The organism is Burkholderia sp. D-99 (assembly GCF_011605345.1).
Taxonomy (GTDB): domain Bacteria; phylum Pseudomonadota; class Gammaproteobacteria; order Burkholderiales; family Burkholderiaceae; genus Burkholderia.
This window is the reverse complement of sequence record NZ_JAAOXM010000004.1, coordinates 513,500-533,137: the sequence shown is the minus strand read 5'-3', so window position 1 is coordinate 533,137 and position 19,638 is coordinate 513,500. Positions and strand designations below refer to the sequence as shown.

At 66.6% G+C, this 19,638-nt stretch carries 16 protein-coding genes; 14 read left to right on the top strand and 2 right to left on the bottom strand.

The window, feature by feature from the left end; all coding sequences use genetic code 11:
* The first annotated feature begins 26 nt into the window (after nucleotides 1-26).
* The 13 genes from HAV18_RS19580 (at nucleotide 27) to HAV18_RS19520 (ending at nucleotide 14,759) form a co-directional block, all read left to right on the top strand.
* Complete coding sequence (locus tag HAV18_RS19580; RefSeq protein ID WP_166958691.1) at nucleotides 27-566, top strand: GNAT family N-acetyltransferase; 540 nt, start codon at nucleotides 27-29, stop codon at nucleotides 564-566.
* 4 nt (nucleotides 567-570) lie between these two features.
* A complete protein-coding gene (locus HAV18_RS19575) occupies nucleotides 571-2,109 on the top strand; it encodes an MFS transporter (RefSeq protein ID WP_166958689.1) in 1,539 nt (512 codons plus the stop codon).
* Between the two features lie 427 nt (nucleotides 2,110-2,536).
* Nucleotides 2,537-3,478, top strand: coding sequence for an ABC transporter substrate-binding protein (locus HAV18_RS19570; RefSeq protein WP_166958687.1), 942 nt, complete (start codon nucleotides 2,537-2,539; stop codon nucleotides 3,476-3,478).
* A gap of 116 nt (nucleotides 3,479-3,594) precedes the next feature.
* A complete protein-coding gene (locus HAV18_RS19565) occupies nucleotides 3,595-6,081 on the top strand; it encodes a TonB-dependent siderophore receptor (protein WP_166958685.1) in 2,487 nt (828 codons plus the stop codon).
* Between the two features lie 153 nt (nucleotides 6,082-6,234).
* On the top strand, nucleotides 6,235-7,236 hold the full coding sequence (locus HAV18_RS19560; protein WP_166958683.1) for an LLM class flavin-dependent oxidoreductase: 1,002 nt from the start codon (nucleotides 6,235-6,237) through the stop codon (nucleotides 7,234-7,236).
* A 43-nt stretch (nucleotides 7,237-7,279) separates the two neighbouring features.
* A complete protein-coding gene (locus tag HAV18_RS19555; protein ID WP_166957927.1) occupies nucleotides 7,280-7,525 on the top strand; it encodes a hypothetical protein in 246 nt (81 codons plus the stop codon).
* A 32-nt stretch (nucleotides 7,526-7,557) separates the two neighbouring features.
* Nucleotides 7,558-9,369: an amino acid ABC transporter permease/ATP-binding protein gene (locus HAV18_RS40195; protein WP_166958681.1), complete on the top strand. Its 1,812-nt coding sequence runs from the start codon at nucleotides 7,558-7,560 to the stop codon at nucleotides 9,367-9,369.
* 83 nt (nucleotides 9,370-9,452) lie between these two features.
* A complete protein-coding gene (locus HAV18_RS19545; RefSeq protein ID WP_208102023.1) occupies nucleotides 9,453-10,502 on the top strand; it encodes an LLM class flavin-dependent oxidoreductase in 1,050 nt (349 codons plus the stop codon).
* A gap of 167 nt (nucleotides 10,503-10,669) precedes the next feature.
* Nucleotides 10,670-11,365, top strand: a complete 696-nt coding sequence (locus HAV18_RS19540) for an energy transducer TonB (protein ID WP_166958677.1) — start codon at nucleotides 10,670-10,672, stop codon at nucleotides 11,363-11,365.
* A 69-nt stretch (nucleotides 11,366-11,434) separates the two neighbouring features.
* Nucleotides 11,435-12,373, top strand: coding sequence for a MotA/TolQ/ExbB proton channel family protein (locus tag HAV18_RS19535; RefSeq protein WP_166958675.1), 939 nt, complete (start codon nucleotides 11,435-11,437; stop codon nucleotides 12,371-12,373).
* Nucleotides 12,374-12,385: 12 nt separating this feature from the next.
* On the top strand, nucleotides 12,386-12,811 hold the full coding sequence (locus tag HAV18_RS19530; RefSeq protein WP_166958673.1) for a biopolymer transporter ExbD: 426 nt from the start codon (nucleotides 12,386-12,388) through the stop codon (nucleotides 12,809-12,811).
* Between the two features lie 12 nt (nucleotides 12,812-12,823).
* Nucleotides 12,824-13,255 carry a biopolymer transporter ExbD gene (locus tag HAV18_RS19525; RefSeq protein WP_166958671.1) on the top strand — a complete coding sequence of 144 codons (432 nt, stop codon included), beginning with the start codon at nucleotides 12,824-12,826 and terminating at the stop codon, nucleotides 13,253-13,255.
* 160 nt (nucleotides 13,256-13,415) lie between these two features.
* On the top strand, nucleotides 13,416-14,759 hold the full coding sequence (locus tag HAV18_RS19520) for an LLM class flavin-dependent oxidoreductase (RefSeq protein WP_166958669.1): 1,344 nt from the start codon (nucleotides 13,416-13,418) through the stop codon (nucleotides 14,757-14,759).
* Nucleotides 14,760-15,059: 300 nt separating this feature from the next.
* On the opposite strand, the gene HAV18_RS19515 is transcribed toward HAV18_RS19520, so the two are convergent.
* Entirely contained in the window at nucleotides 15,060-16,040 is a 981-nt protein-coding gene (locus tag HAV18_RS19515; protein ID WP_166958667.1) for a helix-turn-helix domain-containing GNAT family N-acetyltransferase, read from the bottom strand.
* A gap of 277 nt (nucleotides 16,041-16,317) precedes the next feature.
* Between HAV18_RS19515 and HAV18_RS19510 the strand changes: the two genes are divergently transcribed.
* Nucleotides 16,318-16,692, top strand: coding sequence for a sugar ABC transporter ATPase (locus tag HAV18_RS19510; RefSeq protein ID WP_166958665.1), 375 nt, complete (start codon nucleotides 16,318-16,320; stop codon nucleotides 16,690-16,692).
* Between the two features lie 369 nt (nucleotides 16,693-17,061).
* Here the strand turns inward: HAV18_RS19510 and HAV18_RS19500 are convergent, their stop codons facing one another.
* The gene (locus tag HAV18_RS19500; protein ID WP_166958663.1) at nucleotides 17,062-19,497 is read right to left on the bottom strand and encodes a PEP-utilizing enzyme; all 2,436 of its coding nucleotides are present in this window, start codon (nucleotides 19,495-19,497) and stop codon (nucleotides 17,062-17,064) included.
* Nucleotides 19,498-19,638: the final 141 nt, after the last annotated feature.

Below are 19,638 nucleotides of genomic sequence, written 5' to 3'. Positions count from 1 at the left end.
GGCAACGGCACGTGAGGAGGCAGTCGATGTCTGAAGTCGAATCTTCGCTGGACCCGCTTGACCGGTTCGTCTATGTGTCCGCCACGGACCCGCTCACCCGGCCGCTCTTCGACGAGCTGGCGCACGAGTACAGCAGCCGCTACGCGGCTTACATCCCTGAAGAGGAGCTGAGCAAGGAACTGGTGCGTTATCCGGTGGAAGCGTTTGCGCCGCCTCACGGCGCGTTCCTGTTGCTGCTGCGAGCAGGGCAGGCCATCGCCGGCGGCGCCTTCATGCGCCATCACACCCCTGCCACCGCCGAGTTCAAGCGCATCTGGGTCAGTCATGCGCATCGCCGTCAGGGGCTCGCGCGGCGCGTACTGGCCGAGCTCGAGACGCAGGCGGCCCAGCAAGGCTACACGCGCGTCCATCTCGGCACCGGGCCCCGACAACCCGAAGCGGTAGGCCTGTACCGGTCCTCCGGCTATACGGTGCTGTCGTCGCACGACTTCGGCGAGGACGCGCCGCCCGGCGTGCTGTTCGAGAAATACCTGCTGCCGGTTCAGCGCTCGGGCAGCCCGGATTGAATCGATGACTCGCGATGACGCGCCCGCGCCGGTGCATGACGACCTGGCGCAATCCGTCGCCCCGGGCCGGCCCGCTGGCCTGTCCGGGTGGCCGGTGCGGCGGCGCGATGCCCACGGCCGTCCGAACGATGCGGGCGCCAGCGCGAACATCGTGCTGGGCATCTGCGTCGCGATGGGCTTCACCACGCTCCTCGATCAGGCGATATTCACGCTCGCGGTGCCGGCGCTCAGGCGCGGATTGCACGCGTCGACGGCCGAGATACAGCTGATCACGTCGGTCTATTCCATTGCGTTCGGCATTGCACTCGTCCCCGCAGGCCGGCTCGGCGACGTGATCGGGCGCCGGCTGCTGTTCCTGGTCGGACTCGCGATGTTTTCGGGCTTCAGCGTGCTGGGCGGGCTGGCGGACGATGCGCGCACGGTGATCGTCGCGCGCGTGCTGCAAGGGCTCGGCGCGGGGATGATCAATACGCAGATATTCGGCTTGATCCAGGACCTGTTCCGCGGCGCGGCGCAAGCCCGGGCACTCGGACGCTATGCGTCGGCAGGCGGCTTGTCGGGGCTCGTCGGACCGGTTCTCGGCGGGCTCGTGCTTGCGTCGGTGCCGCCGGATCTCGGCTGGCGATTGCTGTTCCTCGTCAATGCGCCGTTCGGGATGGCCGTGTTCTATCTGGCGCTGCGGCATTTGCCGCGCCACCGGCTGTCGGATGCCCGGTTTTCGATCGACCTGGTCGGCTTGATCCTGCTGTCCGCGACCACGCTCGCGCTGATGCTGGCGACGCTGGTCGGGTCCGCCGGATTGCCGCCGCGACGCGTCTGTATCGCGGTCGCGATTGCCGGGCTGCTGCTGTTCCTCGCGTGGGAGCGGGCGTATCAGCGTCGCGGCGGCACGCCGATCCTGACCCGCGGCCTGGTCGGTTCGAGCGGCTATGTCTTCGGCACGCTCGTGGCGATGTGCCAGTTTGCGGCGGGCGTGACCCTCGGGATGGTCAGTGTATTGTTTTTTCTCGACGGCTTGCATCTCGATCCACGGCTGTTTGCCGCGCTGTCGATTCCTGCCGCGCTGGCCTCGATCGTATCGGCCATGTGGAGCTGGCGATTCGTCGGGCGCTTCGGCCGTGCCGGAACCGTGTTCGCCATCGCGTGTTATGCGCTCGCCGTCGTCGCGCAAGGTCTGGCGACCGAATACTTCGCGGTTCGCTGGCTCCTTTGGGCGTATCCCGCGATCGTCTTGTTGCAGGGGTTCGCCAGCGGCCTGATCCACGCGCCGAATCAGGCCATGACGCTCGCGGAGATCGGCCAGGATGAAGGGCGTGGGCTGGCTGCGGGCTTTTTGCAGCTGTCGCAACGGCTCGCTTGCTCGATCGGCATGTCGTGGGGAACCGGGGTATTTCTGGTGCAGGCATCGTCGTCGGCCGGTTTGACGGCATACCGGAATGCATTCGTTGAAGTGCTGATGCCGATATTGCTGCTGGTGGCCGGCGCATTCGCAGCGGCATGTGCCGACTGGACAAGCAAGCATTCACGGCGTGCGGCAGGGTGATCCTGTGTGCGCGGCGTAACGCCTGCATGCCTCGACGGACACAGTTGAATTGCATCCGCCGTGCAGTCCAATATTTACGATATGTAATCCTTATTATGTGTGTTCGGTTGAATAACGATTTCGGAAAAGCTTGGTTTGCGCGTGAGTGGCTGACGCGCACTATTGCATGACGCGATACGCGGAATAAGCGTGTCGAACGCATTGATTCATTCTTCGTCAACCGGAAGCTTCCGCGCTTTTTCTCGGCACCGGCCATGCACCGCTACACGATCCGGCGATTGCGCGGGACGTGCACAGGTGACTGCCTTTTGCAAAGAATCTGCTGGCGCCCGGTCGTATCGACCATTGACAGGATCTGAAGCCGGACGGGCCGTTGGGTCGGCCGCCCGGCGCATGACGAATGACTACTTCAACGGGGTATCGAAACATGAATCGTCGTCGCGGAATCGGCCTGGCGTTGTCGGGTGTGTTTGCGGTCGTGGTGATGGGGGCCGCCGGCCTGGCGCAGTCGGCGACGCCATTCAACCTGAGTCCCGATCAGCACGATCGCCCACGCGGTACGCCGGATGCGGAGGCGATCAAGTTGATCCCGGAGAAATTCCGCTTCGTCGAACCGGGCGTGCTGACGATCGGGATCGCGGTGGGCGGCCCGCCGATCAGTGCGTACGCAACGGATACGAAAACGATCATCGGGGCCGATCCCGATCTCGCCCAGCTGGTTGCGGACGAACTCGGCCTGAAGCTCAAGCTCGTGCCGCTCGCATGGGAGGACTGGCCGCTCGCCGTCTCGTCGGGCAAGGTGGACGCGGTGCTGTCGAACGTGACCGTGACCGAGACGCGCAAGCAGAAGTTCGACTTCTCGACCTATCGTCGCGACGTGCTGGCTTTCTACGTCGGGCCGAACAGCACCATCAAGCAGATTCGCGAGCCAAAGGATATCGCCGGGTTGCGCATCATCGGCGACTCCGGGACCAATCAGGAAAAAATCCTGCTCGCCTGGGACAAGGAAAATGTCGCACACGGGCTGAAGCCGATTCACGTGCTGTATTACGAGGACTCGTCGGTGCGGACGCTGGCGCTGGTATCGGGCCGCGCCGACGCGATTTTCAGCGTCAACGCCGCGTTGGCGTTTCAGGTGAGCCAGGGCGTGAAGATCAGGCAGGTCGGCACGATCAGCGGTGGATGGCCTCGCACGGCCGAAGTGGCCGTGACCACGCGCAAGGGCGGCGGCCTCGCCGCGCCCATTACCAGTGCGATCAATGACCTGATCCAGAACGGCAAGTATCGCCAGGTGCTGGGCCGCTGGAATCTCGATAGCGAAGCGATCACGAAGGCGTCGACGAATCCCCCGGGGCTTCCGGATCTCTGATACGGCGCGAGCGGACGACGAGAATTCTGCACGAGGCAGTATTTTCATGATTGTTTGCACGACTAATGATTACACGGTTTATGGCACGCCTCTCATTGGCAAAGAGCGGAGAAATCATGCGGCACACACGGGGCGAAGGGGTTTCGCCGAAGACGCGCAGGACAGTGATATCGGTGGCGGTAGCGGCCGGCGTGTTTCACGGCGCGGCCTGGGCGCAGGAAGCGGGGGCGGGGGACGGCACCGCTTCGGACGCGATGCCTGCCAGTAGTGCGGTCGCACCGGCAGCGTCGGCATCATCGGAGTCGAACGCGCCCGACGGCAAGGTGCAGGTTCAGGATCGGGTCGTGATTACCGGTTCGCGCACCGAGACGCGCGCGAGCAAGAGCCTGACGCCGATCGACGTGATCGGCGGCGACCAGTTGCGTGCGACGGGGCAGACCAACCTGCGCGATGCGTTGGTGAAACTGTCGCCGTCGATCACCCGGACCTCGTACTCGGGCGATGCCGGCGTGCTGACCGATACGCTGTCGCTGCATGGCCTGACGCCCGACCACGTGCTCGTGCTCGTGAACGGCAAGCGCCGCCATACGACCGCCAACATCACGCTCGATCCCGGGCTGAACCAGGGCTCGACCGGCGCGGACATCGATACGATCCCGGTGGGCCTGATCGACCATATCGAAGTGCTGCGCGACGGCGCGTCCGCGCAGTACGGTTCCGACGCGATCGCGGGCGTGATCAACATCATCCTGAAGCGCAACACGCACGGCGGCGAACTCGCGACGACCAACGGGCAGACGTACTCGGGCGACGGCTTCAAGACCAGCGAGTCCGCCACGATCGGCCTGAATCTCGCCGACAAGGGCTTCCTCGACCTGAGCGCCGGATTCGACCGGCAGAACCATACGATCCGGACCGGGCCGGACGATTATTTCGGGCGGTTTCCGCAGGGGCAGGGCTATTACAACCCGATCCTGGGCGACCCGGCCAGTTCGCGCGAAACGGTCGGCTTCAACGCCGGCTACTACCTCGGCGACAACGTCGAACTCTACGGGTTCGGCACCTACGCGCACCGCAATGGCGACGCGTACCAGAACTATCGTCCGCCTTCGGTGCTGCCGCAGGTCTATCCGAACGGGTTCGTGCCGGTCGAGACGATCAACGAGAACGATTACTCGGTGACCGCCGGGATCAAGGGCAAGAACCTGTTCGGCTGGGCGTGGGACCTGAGCACGACCTACGGCGGAGATTACAGCGTGTTCGGGATGCGCAATTCCGCCAACACCGGGTTGTATGCGGCATCGGGATATACGCCGTCCACCTTTCATCTGTCGACCGTCAGCAACACCCAGCTGACGAACAACCTCGACCTGTCGCGAGCGTTCAATGTCCCACTGCTGCCTGCGCCGCTGAATGTCGCGGTGGGCGTCGAGCAGCGTCGCGAAACCTATACGATCCGCAATGGCGACGAGGCATCGTGGATCTACGGCGGCTCGGCCGCTTTGCCGGGCCTGGCGCCCGTCAGCGCGAGCGACATCTCGCGCAACGTGATCGGCACGTATATCGACCTGTCGACCTTCCTGACACCGAAATGGCAGGTGGACCTGGCCGGGCGTTACGAGCACTACAACGACGTTGGCGACACCACCAACGGCAAGATTTCCACGCGCTACCAGTTCTCGCCGGCCATTGCGGTGCGCGGCAGCGTGAGTTCCGGCTTTCGTGCGCCGTCGCTCGCTCAGGAATCCTATACGAGCGTGACCACGTCGCCGGCTTCCGTCAACGGGATCCTGGCGACGACATCGCCGGGCGCTCACCTGATCGGTGCACAGGCGCTGAAACCGGAAGAGTCGACCAGCTACAACTTCGGGCTGGTGCTCAGTCCGGTGCGCAACCTGCAACTGACGATCGATGCATATCAGATCAATATCCGCAACCGGATCGTCCTCGGCGGAACCGCGGCGGGCACCGCGGCGATCGCCGCGCTCGAAGGTGCGGGCCTGGCGGTTCCCGGGTCGGTGCCGACATCGGCGGTCAGCGCCAGCTACTTTACCAACGGCGCCAACACGCGCACGCGCGGGATCGACCTGGCCGGCACCTATCACACCGGCTTCGGTCGTTATGGCCAGGTGGACTGGGATTTCGGCGTGAACCTGAATACGACTTCGGTCACGCACGTGGCGAACGGATCGAACGGAAAGCCGTCGCTGAACGCGCAGCAGATTGCGTCGCTGTCCACCACGACACCGAAGAACAAGATCATCGTCGGCGGTACCTGGCGTCTCGACAAGTGGGCGGTCACGCTGCACGAAACGCGCTACGGCAAGACGTCCGGCGAAGCGACCTACATCGTCGGCCCGAATGCATTCTCGACCTCGCAGTTCGTCCACTTCGAGGAGGCCGCGCGCTATGTGACTGATGTCGAGGTGCGCTATGACGTGACCAAGGCGTTCCAGATCGCGGCCGGCGCGCAAAACCTGTTCGACGTTCGCCCTTCGAAGCTCCCGTATGAAGCGCAGCTGGAAGGCATCCAGTACAGCGGCGGCAGCACGATCGGCGTCAATGGCGGATTTTATTATCTGCGCGCGCGCTATCTGTTCTGATGCATCGCGCATATCCATAGCAGAAATGACCGGAACGGGGCGGCGACGCGTTCTACATAATGGAAATCCAGCGCGGAATTCTCAGCCCCATCGATACCGCGTGACGAGAATCTGAATCTGGTGTGTGTCCGCATTCTCTCGAGGTTGAGTCTCATGTCCTATTCCCTGTCGATTCTCGATAAAAGCCCGATTGCCGAAGGGGCGAGCGCGCATGATGCGCTGGGTTTCACGATCGCGCTCGCGAAGCGGGCCGACGCGCTGGGCTACAAGCGCTTCTGGATCGCGGAACACCATGGCGCGCCGGGCCTCGCAAGCTCGGCGCCGGAAATCATCGTGTCGCATCTGCTCGCGCATACGTCCCGGATTCGCGTGGGCTCGGGCGGCGTGATGCTTCAGCATTACAGCCCTTACAAAGTCGCCGAATCGTTTCGTGCGCTGGCCGCGCTCGCGCCGGGACGCGTCGACCTGGGCGTCGGCAAGGCGCCCGGTGGGCTGCCGCTCACGACGCGGGCATTGCAGTGGTTTCACGACAAGGCGAAGAAGCCGGACTTCGCGGGGCAACTCGCCGAACTCGATGCGTTTCTCGGCGACGGCGTCGCCCCCGATCACCCGCTGGCCGGTGCGCTGGCGTTGCCCACGCCGCCCGAGCCGCCGCAGCGCATCCTGCTGGGCGGCAGTCCGGAAAGTGCCGCACTGGCTGCCCGCCAGGGCTGGCAGTTCTGCTACGCCGGCCACTTCAACGGCGATATCGCCAATATCGAGCGATCGATCGACGTCTATCGCGATGCGACGGGGCGCGTACCGCTGCTCGCCCTGTTCGCGGTCGCGGCGCAAACGTCGGAGGACGCGAAGCGCCAGGTCGGCACGTTGAAAATCTTCAAGCTGCGATTCGGGAACGGGCAGAGCGTCAACCTGCAAAGCCCGGAGGCGGCGGCCGACTACGCGCGCCAGATCGGTGTTACCGAATACCGTGTAGATGAACTGCATCCGCAGGTGGTCGCCGGTACGCCGGATGAGGTGCGTCGGGAACTGGACGCGCTGCATGAGCGCTTCGGGATCGACGAGTTCGTCATCGACAACCCGGTGGCGGACCCTGCGATACGCCTCGCTTCGATTGAAGCGCTGGCACGTGTCGAGCAGCCGGTCGGCGCTTGACGGCGACTGTCCCGGTTTGAATTTCCAGCGTGCGGATTCGAACATGATCCAACACAACCTCACTTTCGGCCCGATCGGCGGTGGGCCGGCCAGGTGGAACGTCGTGACCTCGCCGCTCGAAGGCTCGGCGAAGAATGACGGCGGCGGACATCCGGATCATGGGCTGCGTCGCGAGATCGCCGACGACGCACGGAGCCGCTACTGCGGTGCGTTACCGGGCGCCGCGTTGCGGGACCATGCCGGCCCGCTGCGTCGCGCGAACCGCTACGCAACCGCCGCGACGGCGTGACGGATCGACCTGACATGCGCAAAGGCAGCGTAATGAACGATATTTCCCGGATCGCCGGCAATACCCCCTTCGTGCCGGAGAGCGCAGCGCCGGCGGCGCCCGACTACACGCACGACCGGGTGGTTCCCGCCCGTTATCCGGCAAGGACGGTCGGGACCGTCGCAACGATCGTGCTGATCGCTGCCGTGCTGCATTCGGTGCTCGGCAACCCGCAGTGGGGCTGGAGCGTCTTTGCGCAGTGGTTTTTCTCGCGGGCCGTGCTCGAAGGGCTGGGGCAGACCCTGCTGCTGACGGCGCTCGGTGCGGTGCTCGGCTTCGCACTGGCCATTCCCCTCGCGCTGGCGCGGCTCTCGCGTTCGCCGCTGCTGTCCTCGTGCTCGTGGGCCTACATCTGGCTGTTCCGCTCGATTCCGACCATCGTGCTGTTGCTGCTGCTGAACAATCTCGGCTATCTGTACGACACGGTGCAGCTCGGGATCCCGTTCACGAACATCGTCTTCCTGCACGGCCCGACCACGGATCTGATCACACCGTTCATGGCGGCCATCCTCGGACTGACGCTGACCCAGGCCGCGTTCGCGGCAGAAGCGATCCGCGGCGGCATCCTGTCGGTCGACCAGGGGCAACGCGAGGCCGCGGCGGCACTCGGTCTGCCGCGTGCACGGCAGACCTGGCGCATCGTGTTGCCCCAGGCGATGCGGGCGATCCTGCCTGCCGCGTTCAACGATGTGATCGGCCTCGCGAAGGGGACGGCAGTCGTCTATATCCTCGCGATGCCGGATCTCTTCTATACGGTCCAGATCATCTACCACCGCAACCTGGAAGTGATTCCGATGCTGATGGTTGCGACCGTCTGGTATCTGGTCATCCTGACCGCCTTGTCGGCAATCCAGGTGCATATCGAGCGCCACTATGCGCGCGGTGCGACGCGCGACCCGGTGGCCGTCTCGCGTGTCGCGGCGCGCTTGCGCAACGGCCTGCGTTCGATCGGGACGCTGTTGTTCCGGGGTGCGGCGGCGAGCACCCGGCCCGGCGTCGCCGCAGCGTCCGGCGCCGAGGCGGCCGGCTGGGCGCAGCAGCGCGTCGGAGCGGCCGTCGGCATTCATCGGGTATCGAAAAGATTCGGATTGCAGAAGGTTCTCGACAACGTTTCGCTGGCGATTCCGTCCGGGAGCGTGACCGTCATTCTCGGGAAGTCAGGCTCCGGCAAGTCGACGCTGTTGCGCACCATCAACCACCTCGAGCGCGTGGACGGGGGATTCATCGCCATCGACGGCGAACTGGTCGGCTATCGCCGCGACGGCCGCACGCTTTACGAGCTCAAGGAAAAGGACATCCTGCGCCGCCGTGCCGAGGTCGGCATGGTTTTCCAGAGCTTCAACCTGTTCCCGCACCTGACCGTGCTGGAGAACATCATCGAGGCGCCGGTCGCGGCGGGCCTGCCGCGCGCCCAGGCGGAAGCGGAAGCGCGCACGCTGCTCGCCCGCGTGGGCCTGGCCGGCAAGGCCGATGCGTGGCCGCGTCAGCTGTCCGGCGGGCAGCAGCAGCGCGTGGCGATCGCGCGTGCGCTCGCGCTCAAGCCCAAGGTGCTGTTGTTCGACGAGCCGACTTCCGCGCTCGACCCGGAACTCGTCAACGAAGTGCTCGACGTGATTCGTCAGCTCGCGCGCTCCGGCACCACGCTGATCGTCGTGACGCACGAAATCGGGTTTGCGCGGGAAGTGGCCGACACGATCGTTTTCATGGATGGCGGACGCGTCGTGGAGTCAGGCCCGCCGGCGGCGGTGCTGGGCGCGCCCGAGCATCCGCGCACGCGCGAGTTCCTGTCCAAGGTGCTGTCCTAGCTCGGCCGCTCCTGCCGACCGGCTGCTTTCGCCGGCTCGCGGCGGATACGGCATGACACGGGCACCGTGGCAAATGAAGAAGGATGGAAATGGTGAGCAACGGACGAATCGATCATATTGCATTCCTGACGCCGGGGAATTATCCCGACGACGACGCCGCTTCCGGATTCGAGCGGACGCTTGAGTTGTTCCGCGTGGGAGAGGCGCTCGGTTACGACAGCGCGTGGGTACGGCAGCGCCATCTCGAGCGCGCCGTCTCCTCCGCCGCCACGTTTCTCGCGGCGGCGAGCCAGCGGACGACCCGGATCGGCCTCGGCGCCGCGGTGATCCAGATGGGCTACGAGAATCCTTTCCGGCTGGCCGAGGATCTGGCGACGGTGGACGTGCTGTCGAAGGGTCGGCTCCATGTCGGACTCAGCGCGGGCGCACCGAATCACGGCGCGCTGCTGGGCGAGCGGCTGTTCGATACCGATCCGGATCAGGTCGACTTCTCGCATGCGCGCGTGGCGCGCCTGCGTCGCAATCTCGCCGGCGAATGGCTCGGCGACGAGGACACGTTCGTGGAATCGGCCGCCGGCCGGGTGCGGCCACGGGTGAGCCCGTATGCGCCCGGCCTGACGAGCCGGCTCTGGTATGGCGGGGGTTCCCGGCGCTCGATCGAGTGGGCCGCCCGAAACGGTTTCAACTTGCTGATCGGCAACCTGACTTCGGGCGAGGGCACCGACAGTTACGTCGACGCGCAGTTGCGGCAGCTCGAGTTGTACCGCAGTCACTGGAGCGGAGCCGCCGAACCGCGTATCGCGTTGGGGCGTGTGATCGTACCGACCGACGGCGCGAACGTGCGTGAGCGTGAACGCTATCGGGCGTTCGCCGACGCGCGCCATGCCCGCACGCTCGCGCCGCAGGGTGAACGACGCACGATCTTCGCCCCCGATCTCGTCGGCACCTCGGACGAGATCGTGGAGCGGCTGCTCGCCGATCCGGTGGTGGGGCACGTGCGGGAACTGCGCCTCGAATTGCCTTACGACCTGCCATTCGAGAATTACCGGCAGATCCTCGAGGATTTCGTCGCGCGTATCGCTCCGGCACTCGGCTGGCGTCCGGCCGACCGGCGCGAACCGGCCGCGGCCTGACGGGATCGATACGACATGCATCGGGCGGCGTGCGCGACTGAACCCGGCGATCGACCTGATGCGCTTGCACCGGCCGGGAGGGGCTCGCCGATGCTTGCCCGGAACGTCAGGCGCCCGCGTCCGGCGTGCGCCGCCCGCCCCCCGACCTCAATGCCATTGGACAGACCATGAGCAGCGTCTCTCAATCACCACTCGCGGCCGTCAGCCGTCCGCGCTCGTTCGGCAAGAAACGGACTCACCCGGTGCGTCGCTTCGGCGGCATCGCGATTGCCATCGGCCTGCATCTCGTTCTGATCTGGGCGCTGGTGAACGGCCTGGCGACCCGGGTCGTTCAAATCGTCCAGCAACCGATCGAGACCCGCATCATCGTTCCGGTGAAGCCCCCGCCGCCGCCTCCGCCGCCGAAGCCGGTCGAAAAGGTCGTGTCGAAGCCGCGGGTCGCGCCGCCGCCGCCGCCGTTCGTGCCGCCGCCGGAGGTACACGTGCAGGCTCCGCCCCAACCGACGATCACCCACCAGGCCGCGCCGGCGCCGAGCGCGCCCGTGCACGAGGCGCCCCCCGCACCGGCGCCCGTGCCGGTCGCCAAGCCGGTGAACCAGGAGATCGGTGTCGTCTGTCCGAATTCGGATGAGGTCCGCTCGTCGATCGTCTATCCGGCGGAAGCGCAGGACAACAACATCACGGGCGATGTCACGGTCGAGTTCACGGTGGACCCGGACGGCCACGTCACGAACCTGCGGGTCGCGCAACCGGCTGACCCGGTGCTCAACCGTGCGGCACTGAACGCGGTCAAGCGCTTTCGCTGCATTGCCCAGGGGCAGCCCGTGCGGGTGCGGGTGCCGTTTTCCTTCAATCTGAATTGACGCAGGCCACGGACAGCCGATCGACCTGGCCAGTGTTCCGAATCGATATACGACGCATACGGAGTCCTTATGAAAAAACGCTTTCGTGCCGCTCTCGCGGCGAGTCTGATGATCACGGCCGTGGCCGCAGGCACGCTGGTTGCACCGCAAGCCGTGCTTGCACAGGACGCGGCGGCATCGGCGCCGGGCCGGGCGGTAGCCGGCGCGGCACCGGCCGTGGCGGAACCGGGTGCCGCAAGTGCGCCAGATCTCGCGGTGCCGCCGCCCGCGCCCGCGACGTCGGCAACCGTCGAGAATCCGTATGGCCTGGGGGCCTTGTGGGCAAACGGCGACTTCGTGGCCCGCTTCGTACTGGGGCTGCTCGTGGTCATGTCGCTCGGCAGCTGGTACATCATGATCACCAAGTTCCTCGAGCAGGTGCGCGCAAACAGCCGTGCGAAATCGGCCGACGAGCAGGTCTGGAATGCACCGACGCTGTCCGAGGGCGCGGCCCAGCTCGATGATGCGTCGCCGTTCCGCTTCATCGCCGAGAACGCGATCGAGGCCGGGGAGCATCACGATACGGCGCTGCTCGATTCGGTCGACCGCAATACCTGGATCGACCTGAGCATCGAGCGTTCGATCACCAACGTGTCGAACCGGCTGCAGGACGGCCTGGCCTTTCTGGGCACGGTGGGGTCCACGGCGCCGTTCGTCGGGCTGTTCGGCACCGTATGGGGTATCTATCACGCGCTGACGGCCATCGGCATTGCCGGCCAGGCATCGATCGACAAGGTCGCCGGCCCGGTGGGCGAGGCGCTGATCATGACCGCAATCGGCCTCGCCGTGGCCGTACCGGCCGTGCTCGGCTACAACTTCCTGGTACGACGGAACAAGTCCGTGATGGAGCGCGTGCGCGACTTCGGCGCACAACTGCATACGGTATTGCTCGCGAGCGGCCGGCGCGCGGCCGGCAGCATCGCGACGCCTGCGGCACAGGCGCCGCAGGTGCTGGCGGTTCAGTCTTGAGCGGGGGCGGTCATGGCGATCAGTGTCGGCGGCAGTGACGACAACGGCGAGGTCATCTCGGCGATCAACACGACGCCGCTCGTGGACGTGATGCTGGTGTTGCTGATCATCTTCCTGATCACGATCCCGGTGGTGACCCATACGATCCCGGTGCAACTGCCGAAGGAGCGGATACAAGCGTTGCAGACGCAGCCAAAAAGCATCGAGATCGCGGTGAACCGGCAGGGCGACATCTTCTGGGGCATCGAGCATGTGGATCTGCCGACACTCGTGGCGCGGCTGAAAGGCGTTTCCGTGCAGACGCCGCAGCCGGACGTGCACGTGCGCGGCGACCAGGCCACGCCGTACCAGTACATCGGCAAGGTCGTGACAGCGTGCGAGCGGGCCGGGATCGGCAAGGTTTCCTTCATTACGGAGCCGCCCGCTAGGGGCGGCTAGGGAGTTCGAACGATGGGTATGAACGTAGGTTCCGGAGCGGGCAGCGACGAGCCGGACGTCATGGTGGACATCAACACCACGCCACTGATCGACGTCATGCTGGTGCTGCTGATCATGCTGATCATCACGATCCCGATCCAGATGCATTCGGTGAAGATGAACCTGCCGGTGGGCAATCCGCCGCCGCCTCCGCATCCGCCGCAGGTGGTGCAGATCGACATTGCCCCGGACGGCGCGGTCAACTGGAACGGTGCGGCCGTACGCGGCGGGCCCGCGCTCGATGCGAAGTTTCGAGAAGTGGCCGCCGCGGCCGATCAGGACGAGATCCGGTTGCGCCCGGACAAGGCCGCGCCTTATCGGGCGGTGGCCGAGGTTCTGGCTTCGGCCCAGCGAGAAGGCGCGACGAAGATCGGCCTGATCGGCAACGAGCAGTTCATGCAGTGACGCGCGCGGCGGCGCCGATGTGCGTTTCACCCGCGGCCAGCGACGGCTGGGCGTCCATCACGGGGCGGGCAGGGTGCCTTGAACCGCGAGATGACGAGGATGGGTGTGAAAAGGGCGTGGCGCCTTCCATTAATGTCAGTACAGCGAAGAGAACGTGATCATGAGTGACACGCAGGCGGCGGGGCAAAACAGGCGTCCCAGACGGATTCATCTTGGCGCGACGATTCACGGGCCGGGCGGGCATTACGCCGGTTGGCGGCATTCCGACGCGGTGATCGATGCGAGCATCAACCCGGACTTCGCGAAGCGCGTGGCCCGCCAGGCCGAGGCCGGCAAGTTCGATTTCGTGTTCGTTGCCGACGGCCTGCACATCAACGCGAAGTCGATTCCGCACTTCCTGAACCGGTTCGAGCCGATCACGCTGTTGTCGGCACTCTCGGCCGTCACCGAGCGGGTGGGGCTGGTGGGGACCTTGTCGACGTCCTACAGCGAGCCGTTCACGGTTGCCCGGCAGTTCGCCAGCCTGGATCACCTGAGTCGGGGGCGGGCGGGGTGGAACGTCGTGACGTCGCCGCTCGAAGGTTCGGCGCGTAATTTTTCGCGCAGCGAGCATCCCGAGCATGACGAACGCTATCGGATCGCCGACGAATATCTCGAGGTCACGAAGGGGCTCTGGGATTCGTGGGAGGAGGACGCATTCGTACGCGACCGCGCAAGCGGGGTGTTCTTCGATCCGGCCAAGCTTCACACGCTCAATCACAAGGGCAAGTATTTCTCCGTCGAAGGGCCGCTGAACGTGGGGCGTACACCGCAGGCCCGTCCGATCCTGTTTCAGGCGGGCGCGTCGGACGCAGGCAAGCAACTCGCCGCCAGACATGCGGATGCCGTTTTCACTCATCACGATACGCTGGAGCAGGCGCGCGAGTTCTATGCCGGTCTCAAGCAGCAGGTGATCGAGCAGGGGAGGCAGCCCGACGACCTGAAGCTGTTCCAAGGGATCGGCGTGATCGTGGGCCGTTCCGCCGAGGACGCGGAGCGGCAATACCAGGAGAGTCTGGAACTGATCACGATCGAAAGCGCGCTCGACCATCTCGGGCGGTTTTTCGAGCATCACGATTTCAGCCAATACCCGCTCGACGCGCCGTTTCCGGATATCGGCGACCTCGGCAGCAACAGCTTCCGCAGCGTGACGGACGAGATCAAGCACAAGGCGCGCGAGGGTGGGCTGACGTTGCGCCAGGTTGCGCTCGAGCTGGCTGCACCGCGTCCGCGTTTTATCGGTACGCCGGAGCACATCGCGGACGGCTTGCAGGAATGGTTCGAGGCTGACGCTGCGGACGGCTTCATTGTCGGGGGCGGTACGCCTCGGGCATTTACCGACTTCGTCGAACAGGTGGTGCCGATCCTTCGGGCACGCGGACTGTTCCGTGCCGAGTATGACGGCACGACCTTGCGCGATCATCTCGGAGTGCGCCATCCGCGCAATCGCTTTGCGTCGACGTAAGCGCGCGGTGAATCGGTGAGCGGCCGGGTTGGCGTGATCTTGCGATGATTTGCGCCCGGCCGCGCGATACGGCGTCGTGGCAGTTGGCACCGAGTAATGCCAGGCAAGCCCGTGGCTTTATGGCCCTGCGGAACCCGATGAATGATCTGTGCGGCGGGGGCTGGCAGGGCAAGGGCGGCCGCCGCGCAGCGTGCGAGGGCTGCGAGACGTTCGAACATGCCGGGCGTCGTGGTTGGCGGGGCGGGAGCATCGTGTCGACAGACCATCAGGGCATTCGCAGCGCAGACGGCCCGTCGACCCTCAGCCGCCGGCCGGCCCGGGCCGGCTGAAGCGCTGTTCGACCACCTCGGTGCCCCAATGCGTGCCCGCGGATTCGCTCGTCAGCGTGAAGCCGAACGACTCGTACAGATGGCGCGCCGAATCCAGGCCCTTGAACGTCCACAGATAGGTTTCGCGAAACCGCTGCGAATCGACGAAGCGCATGGCTTCCGTCATGAGCCGGCGCCCGACGCCCGACCCGCGCAACGCATCGTTCACGATGAACCATCGCAGGTGCGCGATTCCGGTTGCCGGGTCGCCGTCGATCGCGAGCGACGCGAGCGTGCGGCCGTCTTCCTGGCACAGCCAAAGCGCCTTGCCGTCGGCCGGCAGCGTACCGGCGAACTCGGCCAGCTCGGTCGCCACCCGTTTTTCGAAAAAGGCGCCGAATCCCCACTGTTCCGAATAAAAGCGCGCGTGCAGGCTCGCGATATCGCCGATACAGCCCGGCTGGTAGCCTTCGCGGATCGACGGCGCATCGGGCGTCACAGTGTTCTCCTTGGCGGCGTTGTCCTGCGCGAGCGCATCGGCATACAGCGCGAGCGAGCGCAGTAGCGCCTGCTGGTCGGCGGGCACCATGCGGCGCAGCGCATTCGACACCTGATCCGTCGCGAACGTGTCGATTCTTTTCTGGAGCTTTTTTCCGTCGGTGGTCAGGTACAGCTCGGTCGCGCGCGCATCGTCGCTCGACACGCGCCGTTCGACGACACCGGCCGCCTCGAGCCGCGCGAGTTGCCGGCTCGTGTTCGATTTGTCCAGCCGCAGGATGTTGCCCAGGTCGCGGGCGTTGATGCCGGGCGCCATCCCGATCTCGAGGATCGCGTGAACCGCCGAAGGCGCCCAGTCGCTGTCGGCGAGCGTCGCGCGCATGAAGCCGAGCTCGCGAACCAGTTTGCGGGAGAAGTCGCGAAGCTCGAGGATGGTGGCTTCGCGAGGCTTGGCGGGAGCGTCGATGAGGTCCATGGTCAGCCCGGAATGGTTGCGAATCGCAATCAATAATAGTTGCGGGTCGCAACTTGATCAAGGCGGATTTTCATCGGGACGGGTTTTGCCTGGGGGCGCTTCCGGGACCGGCGCCGGCGCGGATCACGGGGGCGGATGGGGCGGGCCGGGAGTGGTACTGGCGCGGATGGCGGAGTGCCGCGAACCGGACGCATACTCGGTGCATCCGGACGGCCTGCGATGCGAGCACGGGTGTCGGCCGGTCATCGATCCGCGGCGGCGGACAACGGAGCTCACCATGAACCATCTGAAGCCGATGACGATTGCGTTGCTTGCCGGATGCGGCATCAGCGCCGGCGCGGTCCACGCTGCCGGCAGCATGGACGCGCCGCCCTGCAGCGCGGCGCATGCAGCGGATCAGGGCGGGATCGCCGCGATGCCGGGCACGTCGGTCCGCAGCTTTTCGACCGCCGGTTGCTCGGGCGCGGTGCTGCAGGGCGAACGGGCCACCGCGACGGTCAACGGCGACCGGGTCGAGCTGCGGGACGGCATGGTCTATGTGAACGGCCGTTCGTACGGCGCCGTCACGCCCGCGCAGACGGTCGAATACGAAGCCGCGCACGACCGGCGCACGTTGAAGGTCGACGGGAAAGTCCGCACGCCGGTACGCTGAGTTCGGGCTTGGGCTTGGGCTTGGGCTTGGGCACGAGCACGGGCATCGGCACTGGCACTGGCACTGGCACTGGGACTGGCACTGGCACTGGCCTGGCACTGACACCGGCACCGGCACCGGCACCGGCACCGGCACCGGCACCGGCACCGGCACCGGCACCGGCACCGGCACCGGCACCGGCACCGGCACCGGCATCGGCACCGGCTCGAGCTCAGGCCCAGGCTCAGGCCCAGACCCAGACCCAGACCCAGACCCAGACCCAGACCCAGACCCAGACCCAGACCCAGACCCAGACCCAGACCCAGACCCAGACCCAGACCCAGACCCAGACCCAGACCCAGACCCAGACACGCGGCAACCGCGCCGCGCCTATTCGACCAGCGTCAGCCGCCCGTCGCTGAGCCGCACCTCGCGCCCGATCCACGCCGCATCGACGCGCGGCAGCACGGCCGACGGCTTGCGCAGTTCGCGCAGCAGCGTCGCACCGTGCGACAGCCGGCCGCCCATGCGCGCGATCACGGCGCGCGCGGCCTGGTACTGCGCGTGCCGGCCGGGGTCGAGCGTGTCTTCCAGCAGGATGTCGTGGCCGAGCACCCCTTGCGTGTGGCCCGGATAGATCATGAAGCCGGCCGCCTCGTCGGTGCCTTCGCTGCCGTCCTGCCAGAAGCTGCCGTTGCGTTCGCGGCGATCGGGATGGGGGGCGAACCACACGTCGCGGTCGGCGGCCGGCATCGCGTGATGCAGGCGGAAGAACACGCGCATCAGGTTGTCGCGATACCACTCGCGTACCTGCAGATACCAGCCGCGCATGCCGGGCGCGCCGAGCGCGTGGAGTACGCGGACCGGCAGCGGCCAGACGGGAAACGCCTGCAACGGGAGGTCGGTGGGCGCGAGCCGCGCGGTGCCCGGATCGGTTTCCCACGGCAGGCGATGCGGGCTGTTCTCGAGCTGGCCGTATGCGGTCGGCGGGCGGCCCCACAATGCGCCGCCGCTGCTGGCCAGCGATGACGCGATGCACAGGTTGCCCTGTACGACGAACACGTAGAAGCGCGTGAACCAGTCGGCCAGTTGCTGGCCGTCGGCGCGTCGCTCGACGAGCATCGCGAGTTCCTGGTCGAAGCGCTGCAAGCCGCGTTCGAGCGTCGGCAGATGCCCGCGCGCGACGCGCAGCATGCGCCAGAACACCGGCAGCGAACGCAGCAGCCGCAGCGGGCGCCAGCGCAGCGGCGGGGTCGCACCGCCGATCTCGCCGCTGTAGTTGCCGGCCGATACGCCCCAGTCGGCGAGACGGGCGAGGAACAGGTCGTTGTTGATGTACGACGCGCCGCCATAGAGCGCGGTGAATGGTTCGTTGTCCTGCAGTACGCGCGCATCCCAGCGCGCCATGATGGCCGGGATGCTGCCGGCCGCGCGCCGTTGCGCATACTCGACCAGCCGGCTCGGTTGCGGTGGCAGGATCTCGGCAATGTTCGCGGCGGTCAGGTGCCGGTGCCAGCCGTAGCTGCTGATCGGACGGTACTGCAGCAGCCACAGCTGCTTGCCGTCCCACGCCCATTCGACATCGCCCGGCACGTAGTGGAACGCGTGCAGCACGCGTTGCAGGAAGGCCCACAGCTGCGTCTCACCCAGGCCGTGCGCGGTCGGGAACGTGCCGCGTTGCCAGGGCTCGCCAAGCCGTGACAGGATCGCACGTTGCGGGCTGGCCTGGCCGTCGGCGAGCGTTTCGAGGTGGCCTTCCACCCACTCGACTTCTGCCGCGAGATGCCGCACGAACGCGATGCCCGACAGCACGGGCGTGATGAAGCGCTGGACGACCGTTTCCTCGAGGCCGCCGTCGAGCAGCTCGGCCACGCGCGCGGCGGCCTGCGATGCCGGTACGCGCAGGAACGTGGTGTGCAGGCCGGCGTTGGCCGCATCGGCCTGGTCTTCGCCGTGGCTCGACGAGCGGATCGCCCACTCGGCGTCGGGCTGGCTCGCGAGAAAGCCGGGCAGGCGCGGATCGTCGGCGCGGGTCAGCGACAGCGCGGGCGGCACGGGCAGGCCGGCCATCGTGGCCAGCGCGAGGCGCCCGCCCTTGGTGTGCGCGACGAAGCCGGCGTCGCCCGCTTCGAGCCACTGCGCGAACGCGGCCGGCGCGTCGATCCACGGATAGTGTCCCCAGCCGGCCTGCAGCGTGACGGTGAGCTCGGCGCGCGCGAGGATGGCCGACCACGCGGCGGCCTGGCGCACGCCGAGCACGTTGTCCTGGTCGCCCCACACGAGTTCGATGCGATCGGTGACCCACTCGAGCAGCGGCAGCGCGGTATCGGCGCGCACCAGATCCCAGTGCGGCAGGAACGCGCGGCAGCGCGCGTAGCCTGCGCCCATGCGGCGGTACTGCGCGCGCGTCCAGGTCAGGTTCGAGAACTTGCGGGCGAACAGCGCCGGGTAGTGCGAGAGCAGCCAGTGGATGGTCTTGCGCAGCGGCTTCGGCGCCATCAGTTTCGGCAGGCGTCGCTCCCACAGAAATGCACCGACGGGCGCGAGCAGCACGCTGCGGCTGAAGTGGCCGGGGCGTCGCTGCAGCGCGTGCAGCACCAGCAGCGCGTTCACGCCCACCGCCATGATCGCGTGGCCCGGTTCGGTCGCGTCCAGCAGCGCTTGCGCATACGTGGCGAGATCCTCGCAGGGCGGCGCGGGGTTGTCGCCGAAGCCCGGCAGTTCCAGCGGCACGGGCCGGTAATGCCGGAAGTGGGGCAGCGCATCGTCCCACCAGTCGGCCGCGCTGCCGTTGCCGGCGAGGAGGTACAGGATCGGTTTGCTCATGGAGGCGTCGTCGGCGGGCATTCGTCGCGGCGGCGCTTGCCCGGCCGGGGCGGCGCCGTCGGCGGATGCCGCGGGTCTTGTTCGTGTCGTCTTGTTCGCGTTGCGCCGGCGCGAGTGGAATGAAGGCGTGGCCCGCTCGGC